Below are 15,550 nucleotides of genomic sequence, written 5' to 3' on the forward strand. Positions count from 1 at the left end.
GGGGCCTCGGTGAAGCGTGCACTGACTGGTCAGGTGGTACTCGTCACCGGCGCCGCCCGCGGTATCGGCGAACACACCGCGCGCCTGGCCGCCGCCCGCGGCGCCCGGCTGGCGCTCGTCGGGCTCGAGCCCGACCGCCTGGAGCGGCTCGCGGGGGAGCTGGACGCCGTCTGGTTCGCCGCCGACGTGACCGACCAGGCCAGTATGGCCGCCGCGGTCGAGGGGGCGCTCGCCGCGTACGGCCGCATCGACGCCGTCGTCGCCAACGCCGGCGTCGCCAGCCGCGGCACGATGGCCACCGGCGACGTCGAGGCGCTGGTGCGTACCGTCGAGGTGAACCTGGTCGGCGTGATGCGCACGGCCGCCGCGTGCCTGCCGGCGCTCATCGCCTCGCACGGGTACCTGCTGATCGTCGCCTCCGCCGCGTCGTTCGCGGCGCTGCCGGGAATGGCGCCGTACTGCGCCTCGAAGGCCGGCGTCGAGCACTTCGGCAACGCGGTGCGGCTGGAGGTGGCCCACCACGGCGTCGCCGTCGGCACCGCCCACCCGAGCTGGATCGACACCGACCTCGTCCGCGACGCCAAGGACGACCTGCCCGCGTTCCGCGAAACCCTGCGCCGCCTGCCCCCGCCGCTGGGCTCCACCACGTCCGTCGAGCGCTGCGCCACCGCCTTCGTCGACGCGCTGGAGCGCCGCCGCCGCAAGGTCTTCGTGCCCCGCAGCGTCGTGCTCGTGTACTGGCTGCGCACCTTCCTCAACAGCCGCCTGGCCGAGAAGGTGGTCGAGTTCCAGGCCCGGCGCAGCGTCCCGCTCATGGAGGAGCAGGTGCGCACGCTCGGCCGGGGCTTCGGCGCGAACACGGCCCTGCCCCGGGCGCGCCGCCCGGAGCCGCCCGAGCCCGGGTTCATCGCCGACCGCTACCACCGGTGACGGGCTAGTCCAGCCGCGACTCGTGCACGAGGATCGCCACCTGGACGCGGTTCGTGCAGCCCAGCTTGGCCAGGATCCGGGAGACGTACGTCTTCACCGTCGCGACGCTCATGTGCACCGCGGCGCTGATCTCCGCGTTCGAGCGGCCCTCGGCGACGCCCTCGGCCACGTCGCGTTCCCGGGGCGTGAGCGCCGCGAGGGTACGCCGCGCCGCCGCCCCGCGATCATCGGCTTTCACGTGCGCGATGAGCCGCCGCACCGCGGACGGGGACAGCGTCTGCTCGCCGGTGGCGACCCGGCGTACCGCATCGAGGATCGCCAGCGGCGGGGTGTCCTTCAGCAGGAACCCGTGCGCGCCGAGCCGCAACGCCCGCAGGACGTGCTCGTCGGTGTCGAACGTCGTGAGCACGATGACCCGCACGCCGTCGGGCCGCAGCGCCTCGAGCGCGGCGAGCCCGTCCATGCGCGGCATGCGGATGTCCATGAGGACGACGTCGGGCCGCGTGGCGCGCACGGTGCGCACCGCCTGGGCCCCGTCGGCCGCCTCGCCGACGATCTCGACCCCGGTGTCGCCGCCGAGCACCATGGCGAGCCCGGCCCGCACCAGCGCGTCGTCATCGGCGACGACGACGCGGATCAGCCCTTGCACGGCAGCCACGCCTCCAGCGTGAACGTCGTGACGCCCTGATCGCTGCGCCGCACGCCGTGCTCGAACCGTCCGCCGGCCAGCGCGACCCGCTCGGCCAGCCCCTCCAGCCCCGAGCGCGTCCCGGGCAGGGCCGGCGCGGCGGGCCCGTCGGGCAGCCGGTTGCTGACCCGGACGTGCACCTCGTCGCCGCGTTCGAGCAGCACCCGCACCGCGACCCCGGGCGCGTGCTTGCGCGCGTTCGTGAGGCCCTCCTGCACCAGCCGGAACGCCGTGCGGTCCACCGCCGCGGGCAGTCCTCCGTCGAGACGATGCTCCAGTTGTACCGTCGTGCCGGCCTTCTCCGCCTCCGCCACGAGCTCGCCGAGGTCGGCCAGCCCCTGCCGGGGCCGCAGCTCCTCCCGGTCGCTCGCGCGCAGCACCCCGAGGATCTCGCGCAGCTCCTCCATCGCCTGGTGCGCGCTGGTCCGGATCGTCGCCCCCGCGTCGGCGACCTGCTCCCGCGAGAGGTCGTCGCGGATCTCCAGCGCCCCCGCGTGCAGGCTGATGAGCGAGATCCGGTGCGCGAGCACGTCGTGCATCTCGCGTGCGATCCGCTCCCGCTCGAGCCCGCGCACCAGCTCGGCCCGCTGCCGCGCCTCGGCCTCGGCGCGGGCCGCACGCTCCCGCAGCGAGGCGATGAGCTCGCGCCGCGCCCGCACCGCGGTGCCCCAGGCGATCGCGCCGGCGATGATCGTGAGCGCGAGCGTGTTCGCCCCGAGGACCTGCAGGTCGGGGTCCGGGTACCGGATGCTGAGCGGCACCGGCGCCAGCACGTGCAGCAGCGCGACCCACAGCGCGGTCCGCAGCGGCCGGTGCACCGCGACCCCGAACACGGCGATGAGCGCGGCCCCGCCCGCCATGTCGGTGAGGGCGGCCGGCACGAGGAGCGCGATCGCCACCCCGACCGGGTACCGCCGCCGCCACCACAGCACCACGATCGCGGGCACGGTGATGGCGAGCGAGACGAGCAGCCGCCCGTCCCCGAGCGTGCCGTTGTCCAGCCCGCCGGCCGCCGCCATGAGTGCCACGAGCACGGCGATGACGGTCGCGGTGATGTCGACCGCGACGTTGCGGGCCCGCGTCACGACTTCACCAAGGGCCGCCAGTGCTGGACGATGCCGACGTCCCGCACGGTGTACCCGAGCTTCTGCACCTCGTCGCGCAGCTCGTCGGCGTCGGTGCCGCTCTTGTTCTCCAGCGCCTTGCCGCGCGCGGCCAGCACGGCGTTGACGGCCGCGGGCAGGTCGGGGAGGTCCGGCACCCAGCGCCGGTACAGCTGCGCGTACGGGTCCCGGGCGACCCACGGGTACCCGTGCTCGCGGAACGCCCGCTCCACCCGCGGGCTCCCGGCATTGTCGAGCCGGTCCCGCACCACCTGGCGCGACTGCCGGTCGAGCACCACGAGCAGCCTCCCGTCCACGAACACCGCGTCGACGTCGCGCCGCTCGACGGTCCGCCGCGTCTCCCCGCAGACGAGCGTGAGCCCGCCGTCGCCGACGGTCACGCGCAGCGCCTCGTGCACCGCCACGAAGGCGAGCCCGGCGCCGAGCAGTACCCCCACGGCGACGACGGCCAGCAGCCCCCACCCGGCGTCGAGGTGCCGCACGAGCCGCAGCGGCCCGGCGAACGGTACCCACGGCAGCGAAAGCAGCCACCGCGCCGCGCTCGGCAGCCCCCACCCGGCGAGCCCCCCGGCGACGGGCAGCCCGACGAGCAGCAAGGCCCGGTCTCCGCGGGTCAGTCCCAGCTCGTCATCAGCCATGCCTACACGCTAGGCAGCCACCCCGCGGGCGGGACAGTCGCCGAAAGTAGCCGGACGTCTCAGTCGCCGGTGATGTGGATCGCCTCCATCCAGGCCGGGGTCGCGGGCGGGTTCGGGCCGATCAGCCCCGCGATGATCCGGCAGCCGCCCGGCTCCTCCGGCCACGGGGTCAGGCCGTCGGTCAGCACCACGATGATGTTCGGCGGCTCCGGCTGCCGCCGCGCGCGCTCGATGCCCACGCGCATGTCGGTGCCGCCGCCCCCGCTCAGCTGGACCTGCTCGGTCTTCGTCACCCGGGTCACGGCCGTGACGTCGGCGTCGCAGGCGAGCACCGTGACGCGGTTGCCGCGGATGCCCACCGCGCGCAGCACGCCCGTCACCTCGGCCAGGCACGACGCGAGCTGGTCGTCGCCCATCGAGCCCGAGGTGTCGATGACGATCGCAACCCGCGGCAGGGGCTGGCGCAGGCTCGGCAGCACGACCCCGCGCAGCGCGGCGCTGCGCCGGCCCGGCCGCGCGTAGGTGTAGTCGACCGCCCCGCTCGCCCACACCACGGCCTGCCGCAGCACCCCGGTGAGCAGCCGCCGCCAGTCGACGGTCGGCTCGGCGATCTCGTCGGCCCAGCGCCGCCAGCCCTGCGGCACGGTGCCGCGCCCGCGCACGTGGGCCCGGATGCCGTCGGCCGTCGACCGCCGGATCGCCCCCGCCTCCACCTCGGTCACCGCGGGCGCCCCGCCGGCCCCGAGCTCGCCCGCGATCTCCACGCCGTGGGCCCCCGACCCGCACTGCACGTGGATGACGTGGGTGTGGGGGATGCCGGCCAGGTACTCCTCGAAGAGCCGCCCCGGCGGCAGCCCGAACGTCTCGGGCTGCACGCGGCTCGGCGGCAGCGGCAGCCCGTCGGCGATGAGGTCGTCGTTGATCTCGCAGTCCTGCGCGAGGTTGACCCGCAGGTGGTCGTCGCGGTCGACGTGCCGCAGCCGCTCGGCCCGCCCGTGGTGGTCCCGCAGCAGGTGCGCGACCTCATGCACCCAGACCCCGGCCAGCTCCTCCACGGGGTGGGCGGTCACGAAGCCGGGGTTGACGTACAGCCGCCAGTGCCGGTCGACGCCCATCGTGGACAGGTGCCACGAGGGCACGACGGACAGCGCATACAGCGCCGAGGCGAGATACGGCCGCAGTTTCGCCGCCCGGTAGCGCGCCGCGAGCAGCTTCGTCCGGTCCAGCGCCACCCGGGCCGGCGGCGCGGAGTCCAAAGGCGCCGGCGAGCTCACCGCATCGCCCCCGAGAGGCGCAGGATGTCGACGAAGGCGTCGATCGTCGGCGGGACCGGCCACGACTTCTCCCGCATGGCCGCCAGGTCCGTGGCCGCCCGGGCCGCCACGTCCGGCACCCCCGCGTCGACGGCCTTGGCCAGCACCGTCCACGCCGCCTCCCAGCGCGGCCGCGACGTGTCCGACTGCACGGCCGACACGATCGCGGTGAGGAAGGCCAGCTGGCGGTCGCCGCGCTCCGGCAGGGCGAACGCGTCCGGGTTGGCCAGGACGCGGTTCGGGTCGGGCAGGTCGAGCTCGTCGAGGTAGGTGATGAACTCGAGGCCCGCGCCGTCGCCGATCGCGCCGATGAGGGCCGTCGACAGGGCCTCGCGCGAGGCGTCGCTGGCCAGGGCGAACGTGAGCAGGCGCAGCGCCATCTCCCAGGTGCGCGGGGAGGGCCAGGCGCCGCCGCGGGCCTCGGCGTCGGCGGGCAGGTGGTGGGTCAGGCCGGGGCGGGCGGTGAGGAAGCCCGACAGCGTGCCGCGGGCGCGGGCCAGCGCGGACGCGGCCCGGCGCGGGTCGATGCGCGGGATGTCGGCGGTCGGCCAGGTGCCGGCCAGGCCGCGGGCGACGACCGCCGGGTCGTGGGTCCAGTGCAGGTGCACGAACCGGTTGGCCAGCGGCGGGCTCAGGTGCCAGCCGTCGGCCGCGCTGGCCGGCGGGTTGGCCGCGGCCACCACGCGCACGCCTGGCGGCAGGGCCAGGCTGCCGACCCGCCGCTCGAGCACGACCCGCAGCAGGGCCGCCTGCACGGCCGGCGGGGCCGATGACAACTCGTCGAAGAAGACCAGCCCGACGCCGCCGCGGGTCAGGCGGACCGCCCAGTCGGGCGGGGCCATCGGCACCCCCTGGGTCGCCGGATCGTCGCCGACGACCGGCAGGCCGGCGAAGTCGGAGGGCTCGTGGATGCTCGCGATGACCGTCTCCATCGGCACCTCGAGCCGGTCGGCGAGCTGCTGCAGCGCGGAGGACTTGCCGATGCCGGGCTCGCCCCACAGCAGCACCGGCAGATTCGCCGACACGGCCAGCGCGAGCGCCTCGAGCTGCACGTTGTCGCGGCGCTCGACACGGGTCGCGCGGGTCGCGGCGAGCAGGTCGTCCGCCGCGGCGAGCAGGTTCAAAGCCTCCGTCATGCCCGCGAGATTAGCCGGGGGGTACGACAAAAATCGCCGGGATATCAGGCCGGGAGCTCCGGGACATCGTCCCGCCGATAGCGGTCCCAGGCCTCCACGACCAGGTCGTCGACCGTCGCCCCGGCGGCGATCAGCGCCCGCACGAGGACCGGCGACCCGCCGTCGTGCACGGCCGCGTACAACGGGGTCAGCCCGGCGTGGTCGTGGTCGTCCACGTCGAGCCCGCCGGCGAGCAGCCGCTCCAGCAGGCGCTCCCAGCCGGGCCGCCAGTCGACGCATGGCAGCAGGTGCAGCAGCGTGCGGCCGTGGGGGTCGCGGACCCGCGGGTCGACCCCGGCGTCCAGCACCGCTTCCACGCCCGCCAGGTCGCCGTGCTGCATCCGCAGGAGCAGGTCGCGGCGCTGCCGCTCGAGCCGCCGCGGCAGCCGTGCCGCCCGATCCCCCCACGCCCGCTCGGCCGCGAAGCACCCGTGGACCTCGCCCCCGAGCGCGCGGAGGGCCTCCTCCCGGCGCCGCTCCTGCGCGGTGTGCGGGAGCCGCATCCGCCCGCCCGACCATCCGAGCGCGTGCCAGGCCCCGCCGCAGCGCACGCGAACGGCCGGATCTTCGTCGGAGGCGGCCGGCACCGCGGCCGCGAACGGCGCGAGCAGCGGCCCGACCAGCGGGTGCAGGTCCGCGGGGGAGAGGAGACCGAGGCGCACGAGGTGCAGGTCGGGCGGGCGGAGGTACGCCGGCATCGGCAGCCGGCCGGGGCTGCGGTCGTGCCCGGTGACCCACTCGGCCCGGGGCGGCCCGCCGTTGACGACGTGCAGCCGCAGCTCCTGGGAGCGCAGGGTGACGAGGGAGGACGGCGCCCGCGCCGACCGGGCCGCGGCGACGAGGATGTCCGGATCGGCGTCCAGCAGGGGGAAGCCGCCCGGCGGCTCGGGCACGTCGACGCCGGCCAGCGCCCACGCCGCCCGGGCCCACCCGGCGTCGTGCAGCGCGAGCATCTGCCGGGTCCGGGGCCCGCACGTGCGCGCGATGAGCCGGTCGGCCTCGCGCACGTCCCACAGGTGCCGGGCGGCACGCCAGTCCAGCCGTTGGTCCGGGAACGAGGGGGCGACGACCAGCGAGAGCCGCTGGGTGGAACGGGCGACCCGCGGCGTGGCGATGCCCAGGAACGTCTCGCCCCGCCGCGCCAGCACGACCGTCGTGCGCGGCTCGAGCGTCGTCTCGCCGCTCGGCGGGTACCGCGGCAGATGCCACCGCACCAGGTCCGGCGCGAGGTGCGCCAGGTCGTCGGCGTAGGGGGCGAGGTCCTCGGGCCTCGCGGCCACGGCGACCCCGGCGGCGGCACAGGCCCCGCGCCAGTCGCCGCGCTCCCGGGCCGCGGTCGCCTCCTCGATCATCGAGCGCGGCACCGCGTACCGCCGGATCACCCGCCACGTCCCCAGCGCACTACCGGAGACGAGGGCGCTCACCGGTACACACTCAGGATCTCGCTCGCGAAGGGCGGCTCGTCCCCGGCCAGCAGCTCGGCGAGCCGGCGCTTGACGCGCCGCGGCACATCGGGCCCCAGCGTCAGGCGCCGCAGCCCGGTCCGGCCCGTCTCCACCGCGGCGAGCAGCGCCTTGGCCCCGCGGCCGCGCACCCCCGTGTGGCGCAGGTCGAGGCGGCGCAGCGGGCTGCCGGGCAGCGCCTCGGCGAGGACCCGCGCGCCCGCGTCGCCGATGGTGTTGTCCACGGCGCCGAGCACCCGCAGCGACAGCGGCCGGCTCAGGTCCAGACCCTCCAGCCGGCCGAGGCGGGCCGCGACCGGCGCCACGTCGGTCAGGCCGTTGCCGCCCAGGCCCAGCGTCGTACCGTCGCGGGAAATCCCCTCCACGACCAGCCCGGCGCCCTCGTCGCCGAGGCGGTTCGCCGCGAGGAACAGCCCCGTGACGCCGCACTCGGCCAGCAGGCGGCGCAGCAGCGGCGCGGCGGACGGCCCGAGCCCGTTGCCGCCGAGGAAGACCCGCGCGACGGGCCGCTCCCGCGCGGCGAGGGCGTCGACGAGCAGCGCCAGCCCGGCCGTCGTGAGCCCGGTGTTCACCAGGTCCAGCGTGCTGAGGGCGGTGTTCGTGCGCAGCGCGGCGGCGAGCGCGGCGATCCCGTCGTCGCCTAGGGGGTTGCGCTTGAGCCACAGCGCGGTCACGGTGTCGTCGCCGGCGAGCCGCTCGAACAGGGGCTCCGCGCCGCTCGCGTCGATGGCGTTGCAGCCGAGGTACAGCGTCTCCACGCCGTGCCCGGGAGCCAGCGACGCGGCGAGCGCGGCGGTCCCGGGCGCGCCGAGGCCGTTCGTGCCGAGCAGGAGGTGTACCGCATGGGCCGACCCGACCACGCGGTCCAGCACCCGGCTGACCCCGTCCGCCCCGAGGCCCTGCTTGCACAGGTCGAGCCGCCCGTCGGGCTGCAGCGTGCCGAGCGGGAAACGCTCGGTCGCGGCGACCCCGGCCGGATCGGACAGCCGGGCCAGCAACGGCTCGAGAAGTGCAAGATCCGCCGTCGGTACCGCCGGAGCCGCCATCACGGGACAGGAGATCTCGATCCCGGGCTCTACCACTGCACCTCCCGGTAGTCCTTGAGGAAGACGCCGTGCACCCGGTCGCCGTGCACGCCGCGCACGATCGGGTCGTAGACGCGCGCGGCCCCGTCCACCACGTCGAGCGGCACCCGGAAGCCCTTGCGGTGCAGCGCCTCGCGGGTCGCGTGGGGCCGCTCGTCGGTGACCCAGCCGGTGTCGACGCTGGTGACGTGGATGCCGGCAGCCGCGTACTCGTCCGCGATCGTGCGCGTCAGCATGTTCAGGCCCGCCTTGGCCATGTTCGTGTGCGGGTGGCCGGCGGTCTTGTACGCCCGGCTGAAGCTGCCCTCCATCGCCGAGACGTTCACGACGTACCGGTCGGGGAAGGGCGACGCGGCCAGCAGGGGCCGCAGCCGGGCGGTCAGCAGGAAGGGTACGAAGGCGTTGATGACCTGCACCTCGATCCACTCCCGCGGGGTCACCTGGTGCGCCTTGAGCGTCCAGCTGTTCACCGGCCGCAGGTCGAGCGGCTCGCCGGTCTCGTCGAGCGCGCCGGCCGGGAAGAACAGGTCGGCGGGGGAGGCGGGCAGCGCGGGGCGGCCCTCGGCGGCGGCGAGCTCGCGATGGTACGAGGCCGGGCGCTGGATCGTCTGGGCCGCGTTGTTGACCAGGATGTCGAGGTGGCCCCAGCGTGCGGCGACGGCGTCGGCGAGCCCGACGACGCCGGGCAGGTCGAGGAAGTCCACGCCGTGGACGTGCAGACGGTGGTGCCAGTCCGCGGCATCCGGTACCGCCGCGAAGCGCCGCCCCGCATCCCGCGGGAACCGCGTGGTGACGACGACCTCGGCGCCGTCGCGCAGCAGCTTCAGCGCCGTCTCGAACCCGATCTTGATGCGGCCGCCGGTGAGCAGCGCCCGCCGCCCGGTGAGGTCGCAGCGCGCGTGCCGCCGCGCGGTGTTGCCCGCGGCGCACTCGGCGCACAGCTGCGGGTACGACTGCGGAACTTCGCGGTAAGGCGACTTGCACACATAGCACCGGCGCTCGCGCCGCAGCGGCGCGTCGCCGGGGCGCGGGTCCGTCAAGATCCGGCGGTCGTGCTCACCGGTCGCCGTGCGCCGTTCGGCCCGGCGCTGCTTCTTGCGGGCCCGGTAGGCCTTGTCGACCGCCGCCACCACGCGCTCGTCGGCGCCGTCGATGGCGGCCAGCACCCGGAGGCAGGCCTCGACGTCGGCGGGGTCGAGCGACACCGCAGCATGATAACCGCGCGCCGACAGGCGGCGGGGCCGACCGGATTCGAACCGGCGTCCTCGTCGATTATGAGTCGGCGCGCGACGACCTCTGCGCTACGACCTCGCCGAGGCGAAGCTTACGGTCCGCGCCCGCGGCTGGTGGAGCTGGTGCAGCACGAAGCTGGTGACCCGCGAGAACGGCCCCTCCTCGATCGGGGTGTCGAAGACGATCCCGCGCAGCGAGCCGGGCGGCATCGTCTCGAACCAGGTGACGAGCGTGAACGACGTCTGGCCGTACCCCTGTGACCTGCGATTTCGTCGAGAATTCTACAATTGCACCCATTCTGTGCGGACCGGCACGAAAGTGCCCTCGACCGCGGGCTCGCAGCGCAGGCGCACGGGCCCCGCCGCGACCCCCTCGATGCGGAAGCGCCCCTCGTCGTCGGCGGCGGTCTCGTGGGAGCCGGCGGGCGACTCCACCACGACACGCGCGGCGACGACGGGCGCCAGCTCGCCGACCACGTCGACGGCGCCGGCGCGCGCGGTCACCTGGACATCGATGGTCAGCGCACCGCTGAAGAACGTCAGCACCCGGGGGGTACCGCCGCGGATCCCGCCCCGGACGGCGATGAGCCGGTCGAGTGAGTCGCGCGTCAGGGCGGCCAGCGCCGCGTCCGGGTCGCGCCAGGCGAGGCTCGCCCGCGCGGCCGCCAGGACGTTCGGCGGCACCGGGTCGCGCCGGCCGGCGATGTCACGCAAAGAGCTCAGCACCTCTTCCTCCCCGATCATCGGGTCGGCCCTGCCCAGCCGCGGTGGGTCATGTCGAAGTCGCCAATCGTCGGCGCAGCGTGCCCAGGCAGCGCTTGCGGGTCGGTCCGATACTGCCGATCGGCACGTCGAGCGCGGCCGAGACCTCGGCGTAGCTCGGCGGGGGATCGGCGATGAGCACCCGCAGCAGTTGCTGGCACTGGCGGGAAAGCGTGCGGAACTCATGCCACAGCTGGGCGTCGCGCTCGTCGCGCAGGACCCCGGCGTCGGGCTCGTCCTCGGCCGGGTCCACGCCGGCCGGGGCGCCGCCCAGGGTCTCCACGAAGTCGCCGGCCGAGCCCGCGGGCACGTCGCGGCCGCTCTTGCGCAGCAGCGCGATGGCCTCGCGGCGGGCGGTGGTGGCCAGCCACGAGCCGAGCTTGTCGGCCTCGCGCACGGCATCGACGTGCTCCACCAGCCGCAGCCAGGTCGCCTGGCTCACGTCAGCGGCGTCGGACTGGCCGAGCTGGAAGCTGCGCGCCACCGACCAGACGAGGTTGGCGTACCTGTCCACAATGGACTCCCACGCCTGCTGGTCGCCGGCCGCGGCCGCCCGCAGAAGTGCGGCATTGTCATGCTCACCGGGACTTTCGGGGTCGGCCATGGCTCCGAAGGGTAGCATCGCGGCCACCGGGCGACGGGGCGCGGCAACCAGCGCGCCGCACCCCGTCACCCCCCTCCCCCAGGTGTGATGCATGGCTTCACGCCACCCCCGCGTAGCGGCCGTAGCGCAGGCCCGCCCCCGCCACGACCGACTGCGCCGCGAGCCCGGCCGAGCCGGCCTCGGGCAGCGCGTCGGCGATCGCCGCGGCCACGTACGGCGCCGCGAACGAGGTGCCGCTCCATCGGGCCCAGCCGTCCGGGAAGCCGTCGTGGTGCACGTACGTGCTCAGCACGTCCGCACCCGGGGCGGCCAGCGTGATCCAGGGCCCGGTGTTGCTCCAGTTGCAGATGCGCCGGCCGTCGTGGGCGGCGACCGCGACCACGCGACGCTGCCACGGCGCGCCGGTCCCGGCGTACGCGGCCGGCCAGAACGGCCGGTCGTGCTGGCCGTCGTTGCCGGCCGCCGCCACGACCACCCGGTCACCGTTCGTCAGCAGATCCGCCAGCGCCGCCGTGAGCAGGACCGGAGGCCGGTCGTCGAGCGAGTATCCCCCCAGCGAGAGGTTGATGATCGGATCGTCGCCCGCCTGCCGGAGCGCCGCGACCAGGTCGCTCTCCCGGCATACCCCGAACGTGTCGACGATCCGCACCACCCTCGGCCGTACCCGCCGCGACCGGCCCAGCATGACCCCGGCGACGAAGTTCGCGTGCCCCGCGTCGCCCTGGCGCACCTCCGCGCCGTCGTCGTCGCCGGGCTCGAAGTCCTCGGTGACGTACCGCTCCTTCGGCAACGGGCTGTTCGGCCACACCCCGGTGTCCAGCACCAGGACACGTACCCCACCGGCCCCCTTCTCCGGCGGAGTCAGCGCGCCGGGCGGCGCCGGGCGTGGCGGCCCGTACGCTCCGGCGTGCGCGAACGGTGTCGAGACGAACACGTGGTTCGGCGCGGCGGCCACCCGGGTGTCCCCGGCCGCCTCCGCCTGCACGCGCACGCGCCGTGCGGCCCGCGCCACGTCCAGGCCGGGCAGCCGCACCCGGCGGAAGCCGTCCGGGACATCCCCCTCCTCGACGATGTCCCGTGCGGTGAGCCCCTGCTCGGCGAACGCCTGGCGCGCGGTGGCGAAGTACTCCCCGAGCACCACCAGCTCGTCGGCGACGAAGCGCACCGGCGTGCCGTCCGCCCGGTCCTCGCGACGGATCCACGACAGACCGGCCAGTCGCCGGGCTCGCCGTGAACGCCACTCGTCCGGGGGCATGGGCTCCTCCTCCTCTGGTCTCGACAGACATGAGGACGCGCCCCGCCGGTCTGATACATGGCCCCGGGTGTTTTCTGTCGTACCCCCACGGCATGATGAGGCCCGTGGCGAGCATCGATCAGCAGACGGTGACCCGGGAGCTGCAAGTCCTCGAGGTGACCAGCGGCGACCAGAAGGCGACGGTCCGTCCGGACGACACCGTGACCATCGGTCGCGATGCCGCCAACGACCTGGTCATCGAGGGCAACCTGATCTCCCGGCGGCACGCCGAGGTCATCTGGAACGACGACGGCTGGTTCCTGCGCGACCTCGACAGCCGCAACGGCACCTTCGTCGCCGGGGAGAAGGCGGCCTTCGTCGCCGCCACCGACGGCGGCGAGGTCCACCTCGGCGCGGCCGACGGCCCGGCCCTCAAATTCAAGGTGATCACCATCACCGAGCGGCTGCCCGTGCAGCCGGCGCCGCCGCAGCGGGAGGCGACCCAGCACGAGTTCGGCGCCGGCCGCATCCGCCTCGGCCGCGGCCCCGACAATGACATCGTCCTGACCGACCTGCGCAGCTCACGCAACCACGCCGAGCTGCGCCGCACCCCGACCGGCGGCTTCGAGGTCGTCGACCTCGGCAGCCGCAACGGCACGTTCCACAACGGCAAGCAGGTCACCCGGCAGGACATGACCCCCGGCGACCTGATCTCGATCGGCCGCCACGAGTTCATCTTCGACGGCGCCCGGCTGCACGAGTTCGAGGACGCGGGCCCGTCCTCGCTCATCGCCGACGACCTCACGGTGCGCATCAAGGACGCGATCCTGCTCGACGACGTCAGCTTCGCCCTGGCCGAGGGCAGCCTGCTCGCCATCATCGGCCCGTCCGGCTGCGGCAAGTCCACGCTCGTCAAGGCGGTCGCCGGGCTGCGGCCGGCGACGCAGGGCGCCGTGCGCTACGACGGCCGCGACCTCTACGCCGACTACGCCGAGCTGCGCTACCGCATCGGCATGGTGCCGCAGGACGACGTGCTGCACCGCCAGCTCACCGTGCGCCGCGCCCTGCGCTTCGCCGCCGCCCTGCGCTTCGCCGACGACGTGCCGCGCAAAGAGCGCCGGGCCCGGGTCGCCGAGGTGCTCAAGACGCTCAACCTGACCGAGCGGGCCAAGCAGCGCATCGACAGCCTCTCCGGCGGCCAGCGCAAGCGCGTCTCGGTCGCGCTGGAGCTGCTGACCGAGCCGTCCCTGCTCTTCCTCGACGAGCCGACGTCCGGCCTCGACCCAGCCCTGGACAAGGAGGTCATGGAGGAGCTGCGGGAGCTCGCGGACAAGGGCCGCACCGTCGCCGTCGTCACGCACAACGTCATGCACCTCGACCTGGCCGACCGGGTGCTGGTGCTGACCGTGGGCGGCCGGATGGGCTACTTCGGCCCGCCCGGCGAGGTGCTGGAGTTCTTCGGCGCCGAGGACTACGCCGAGGTCTTCCGCGAGGTCACGACCAACGCGGAGCACTGGACGCGGAAGTACCGCTCGTCGGAGCTCTACACGCGATACGTCACCGAGCAGATCGCCGAGGCCCCGCCGCCGAAGCCGGAGGCGGTCGAGCAGGTCACGATCCCGGCCCAGCGCGTGGCCTCGGGCAGCGCCCACGTGCCGTCGCCGGCCGGGGCCACGACGGCGGCGGGGGAGGCGACGGCCGAGCAGGAGATGCCACCGCGGCCGGCCTCAGTGCAGCCTCCCACGGGTTCTTCGGGCTCGCCGGGCGCGTCGGGCGCGTCGGGTTCTTCGGGCAAGGTCGTTGGGCGGGCGCGGGTCAAGCTCGGCGGGGCGTCGCTGCGCAGCCGGGTCGTGCATCCCGCGGCGCCCATCCGGCAGTTCCTCACCCTGTGCCTGCGGATGTTCTGGGTGATCGGCGCCGACCGCGGCCTGAGCGTGTTCATGGTCGGCCTGCCGCTCGCCCTGGCCCTGCTCACCCGGACGGTGCCGGGGGACAACGGCCTGGCGCCGGGCCTGTTGAAGTACAGCCTGGAGGCCCAGCGGCTCCTGGTCGTGCTGGCGGTCGGCGCCGCGTTCCTGGGCACCGCCGCGGCCATCCGCGAGCTGGTCAACGAGAGCACGATCTACAAGCGCGAACGCGCGGTCGGCCTGTCCGCCGGGGCCTACCTGGCCTCGAAGGTCTTCGTCTTCTCCCTGATCATCATCATGCAGACCGCGCTGTTCACCTGGCTGGCGCTGCTGGGCAAGAACCCGCCGAAGGACCCGCTGCTCTTCAAGGAGCACTGGCTGGTCGAGATCACGATCCCGGTGGCCATGGTGGCGCTGGCCTCGATGGCCTTCGGCCTGCTGGTCAGCGCGCTGGTCAAGACCACCGAGCAGACAACCCCGGTGCTGGTGGTCGTGGTGATGGCCCAGCTTGTCCTCTCGGGCGGCCTCTTCGAACTGGACGGCCAGAACGTCCTGGAGCAGATCTCCTGGCTGTTCCCGACGCGCTGGGGCCTGGCCGCGGGCGCGTCAACGGTGGACCTGCAGTCGATGATCCCGTTCAAGGACGCCCTGTGGGCCCACACAACGGGCGCGTGGTGGCGCTCAGTACTGATCCTGCTCGTACAGATCATCCTGCTGACCGGCCTGGCGCGGCTGGCCTTGCGCCGCTCGGAGCCCGGCCGCCAGTAACCCCGGACGCAGGCAACGACCCCGCCCTGCAACGCGCACCCACCCCCTCCGGGGCGACCGTCCACAACGGGCGCCGGCCCCCTCAGGGGCCGACCGTCCACAGCGACCACCCCACGGGGGCGCCGTCCACAGCGGCCGCCCCTCGGGGGCGGCGACCACGGCGGGCCTCCAACGGGGGGCCGACGACCACGGCGGGCGACCAACCCCTCGGGGACGGCCGCCCGCTGACGACGGCCACGCGGGCGTGGTCGCTCGTGTGCAGCAGCCCGCGTGCTGGTGGCGGGCTCGTGTGGCCGCCAGCCCTCGCCCGCCGCCACCGCTCGCCCGCTCGTCCGCGTTCGCCGCCACCGCTCGCCCGCTCGTCCGCGTTCGCCCTGCCGCGGTCCTCATTCGGCCGCCCACGCCCGCCGCGTCCGCGCCGCCCATGCCGGACCGCCCGTGCCCGCGTCCCGCGCCGTCCGTCTCGGGCCGCCCGCGGCCGTGCCATCCGTGCCGGCACCGCCCGCGTCCGCGTCGTTCGTGCCGCCCGTGCCCGCCCGCGTCCGCGTCGTTCGTGCCGCCCGTGCCCGCCCGCGTCCGCGTCGTTCGTGCCGCCCGTGCCCGCCCGCGTCCGCGTCGTTCGTGCCG

General features: G+C 75.0%; 14 protein-coding genes and 1 tRNA gene. 2 read left to right on the forward strand and 13 right to left on the reverse strand.

Annotated elements, in window-relative coordinates; genetic code table 11:
• Nucleotides 1-9 precede the first annotated feature (9 nt).
• Complete coding sequence (locus tag AB0B76_RS51020; protein ID WP_360391060.1) at nucleotides 10-930, forward strand: SDR family oxidoreductase; 921 nt, start codon at nucleotides 10-12, stop codon at nucleotides 928-930.
• A gap of 4 nt (nucleotides 931-934) precedes the next feature.
• On the opposite strand, the gene AB0B76_RS51025 is transcribed toward AB0B76_RS51020, so the two are convergent.
• The 13 genes from AB0B76_RS51025 to AB0B76_RS51085 all read right to left on the reverse strand — a co-directional run bounded on the left by AB0B76_RS51025 (nucleotide 935) and on the right by AB0B76_RS51085 (nucleotide 12,269).
• Nucleotides 935-1,579 (reverse strand): response regulator transcription factor, encoded by a 645-nt coding sequence (locus AB0B76_RS51025; RefSeq protein ID WP_360391099.1) that lies wholly within the window; start codon nucleotides 1,577-1,579, stop codon nucleotides 935-937.
• Nucleotides 1,567-2,703 carry a histidine kinase gene (locus AB0B76_RS51030; protein WP_360391063.1) on the reverse strand — a complete coding sequence of 379 codons (1,137 nt, stop codon included), beginning with the start codon at nucleotides 2,701-2,703 and terminating at the stop codon, nucleotides 1,567-1,569. Before AB0B76_RS51030 ends, AB0B76_RS51025 begins: the two co-directional genes overlap by 13 nt.
• Nucleotides 2,700-3,380 (reverse strand): hypothetical protein, encoded by a 681-nt coding sequence (locus AB0B76_RS51035; RefSeq protein ID WP_360391066.1) that lies wholly within the window; start codon nucleotides 3,378-3,380, stop codon nucleotides 2,700-2,702. The genes AB0B76_RS51030 and AB0B76_RS51035 overlap by 4 nt, the downstream gene beginning before the upstream one ends.
• 59 nt (nucleotides 3,381-3,439) lie before the next feature.
• Nucleotides 3,440-4,654: a VWA-like domain-containing protein gene (locus AB0B76_RS51040; protein ID WP_360391069.1), complete on the reverse strand. Its 1,215-nt coding sequence runs from the start codon at nucleotides 4,652-4,654 to the stop codon at nucleotides 3,440-3,442.
• The gene (locus AB0B76_RS51045) at nucleotides 4,651-5,829 is read right to left on the reverse strand and encodes an AAA family ATPase (protein WP_360391072.1); all 1,179 of its coding nucleotides are present in this window, start codon (nucleotides 5,827-5,829) and stop codon (nucleotides 4,651-4,653) included. The genes AB0B76_RS51040 and AB0B76_RS51045 overlap by 4 nt, the downstream gene beginning before the upstream one ends.
• Nucleotides 5,830-5,873: 44 nt before the next feature.
• On the reverse strand, nucleotides 5,874-7,292 hold the full coding sequence (locus AB0B76_RS51050; protein WP_360391075.1) for a hypothetical protein: 1,419 nt from the start codon (nucleotides 7,290-7,292) through the stop codon (nucleotides 5,874-5,876).
• Nucleotides 7,289-8,413, reverse strand: coding sequence for a gala protein (locus tag AB0B76_RS51055; RefSeq protein ID WP_360391078.1), 1,125 nt, complete (start codon nucleotides 8,411-8,413; stop codon nucleotides 7,289-7,291). Before AB0B76_RS51055 ends, AB0B76_RS51050 begins: the two co-directional genes overlap by 4 nt.
• Entirely contained in the window at nucleotides 8,407-9,621 is a 1,215-nt protein-coding gene (locus tag AB0B76_RS51060) for an SDR family oxidoreductase (protein ID WP_360391081.1), read from the reverse strand. The genes AB0B76_RS51055 and AB0B76_RS51060 overlap by 7 nt, the downstream gene beginning before the upstream one ends.
• A 31-nt stretch (nucleotides 9,622-9,652) precedes the next feature.
• Nucleotides 9,653-9,727: transfer RNA gene (locus tag AB0B76_RS51065), tRNA-Met, on the reverse strand.
• Nucleotides 9,718-9,858, reverse strand: coding sequence for a hypothetical protein (locus tag AB0B76_RS51070; RefSeq protein ID WP_360391084.1), 141 nt, complete (start codon nucleotides 9,856-9,858; stop codon nucleotides 9,718-9,720). The genes AB0B76_RS51065 and AB0B76_RS51070 overlap by 10 nt, the downstream gene beginning before the upstream one ends.
• Before the next feature lie 72 nt (nucleotides 9,859-9,930).
• Entirely contained in the window at nucleotides 9,931-10,392 is a 462-nt protein-coding gene (locus AB0B76_RS51075; RefSeq protein WP_360391087.1) for a hypothetical protein, read from the reverse strand.
• 28 nt (nucleotides 10,393-10,420) lie between these two features.
• Complete coding sequence (locus tag AB0B76_RS51080) at nucleotides 10,421-11,014, reverse strand: sigma-70 family RNA polymerase sigma factor (RefSeq protein WP_360391089.1); 594 nt, start codon at nucleotides 11,012-11,014, stop codon at nucleotides 10,421-10,423.
• Nucleotides 11,015-11,111: 97 nt separating this feature from the next.
• Complete coding sequence (locus AB0B76_RS51085) at nucleotides 11,112-12,269, reverse strand: S8/S53 family peptidase (RefSeq protein ID WP_360391092.1); 1,158 nt, start codon at nucleotides 12,267-12,269, stop codon at nucleotides 11,112-11,114.
• 104 nt (nucleotides 12,270-12,373) lie between these two features.
• Here AB0B76_RS51085 and AB0B76_RS51090 point away from each other — a divergent pair, with 104 nt between their 5' ends.
• Entirely contained in the window at nucleotides 12,374-14,923 is a 2,550-nt protein-coding gene (locus tag AB0B76_RS51090; RefSeq protein ID WP_360391094.1) for an ATP-binding cassette domain-containing protein, read from the forward strand.
• Nucleotides 14,924-15,550 lie beyond the last annotated feature (627 nt).

The sequence above is a fragment of the Dactylosporangium sp. NPDC049140 genome, assembly GCF_040648435.1.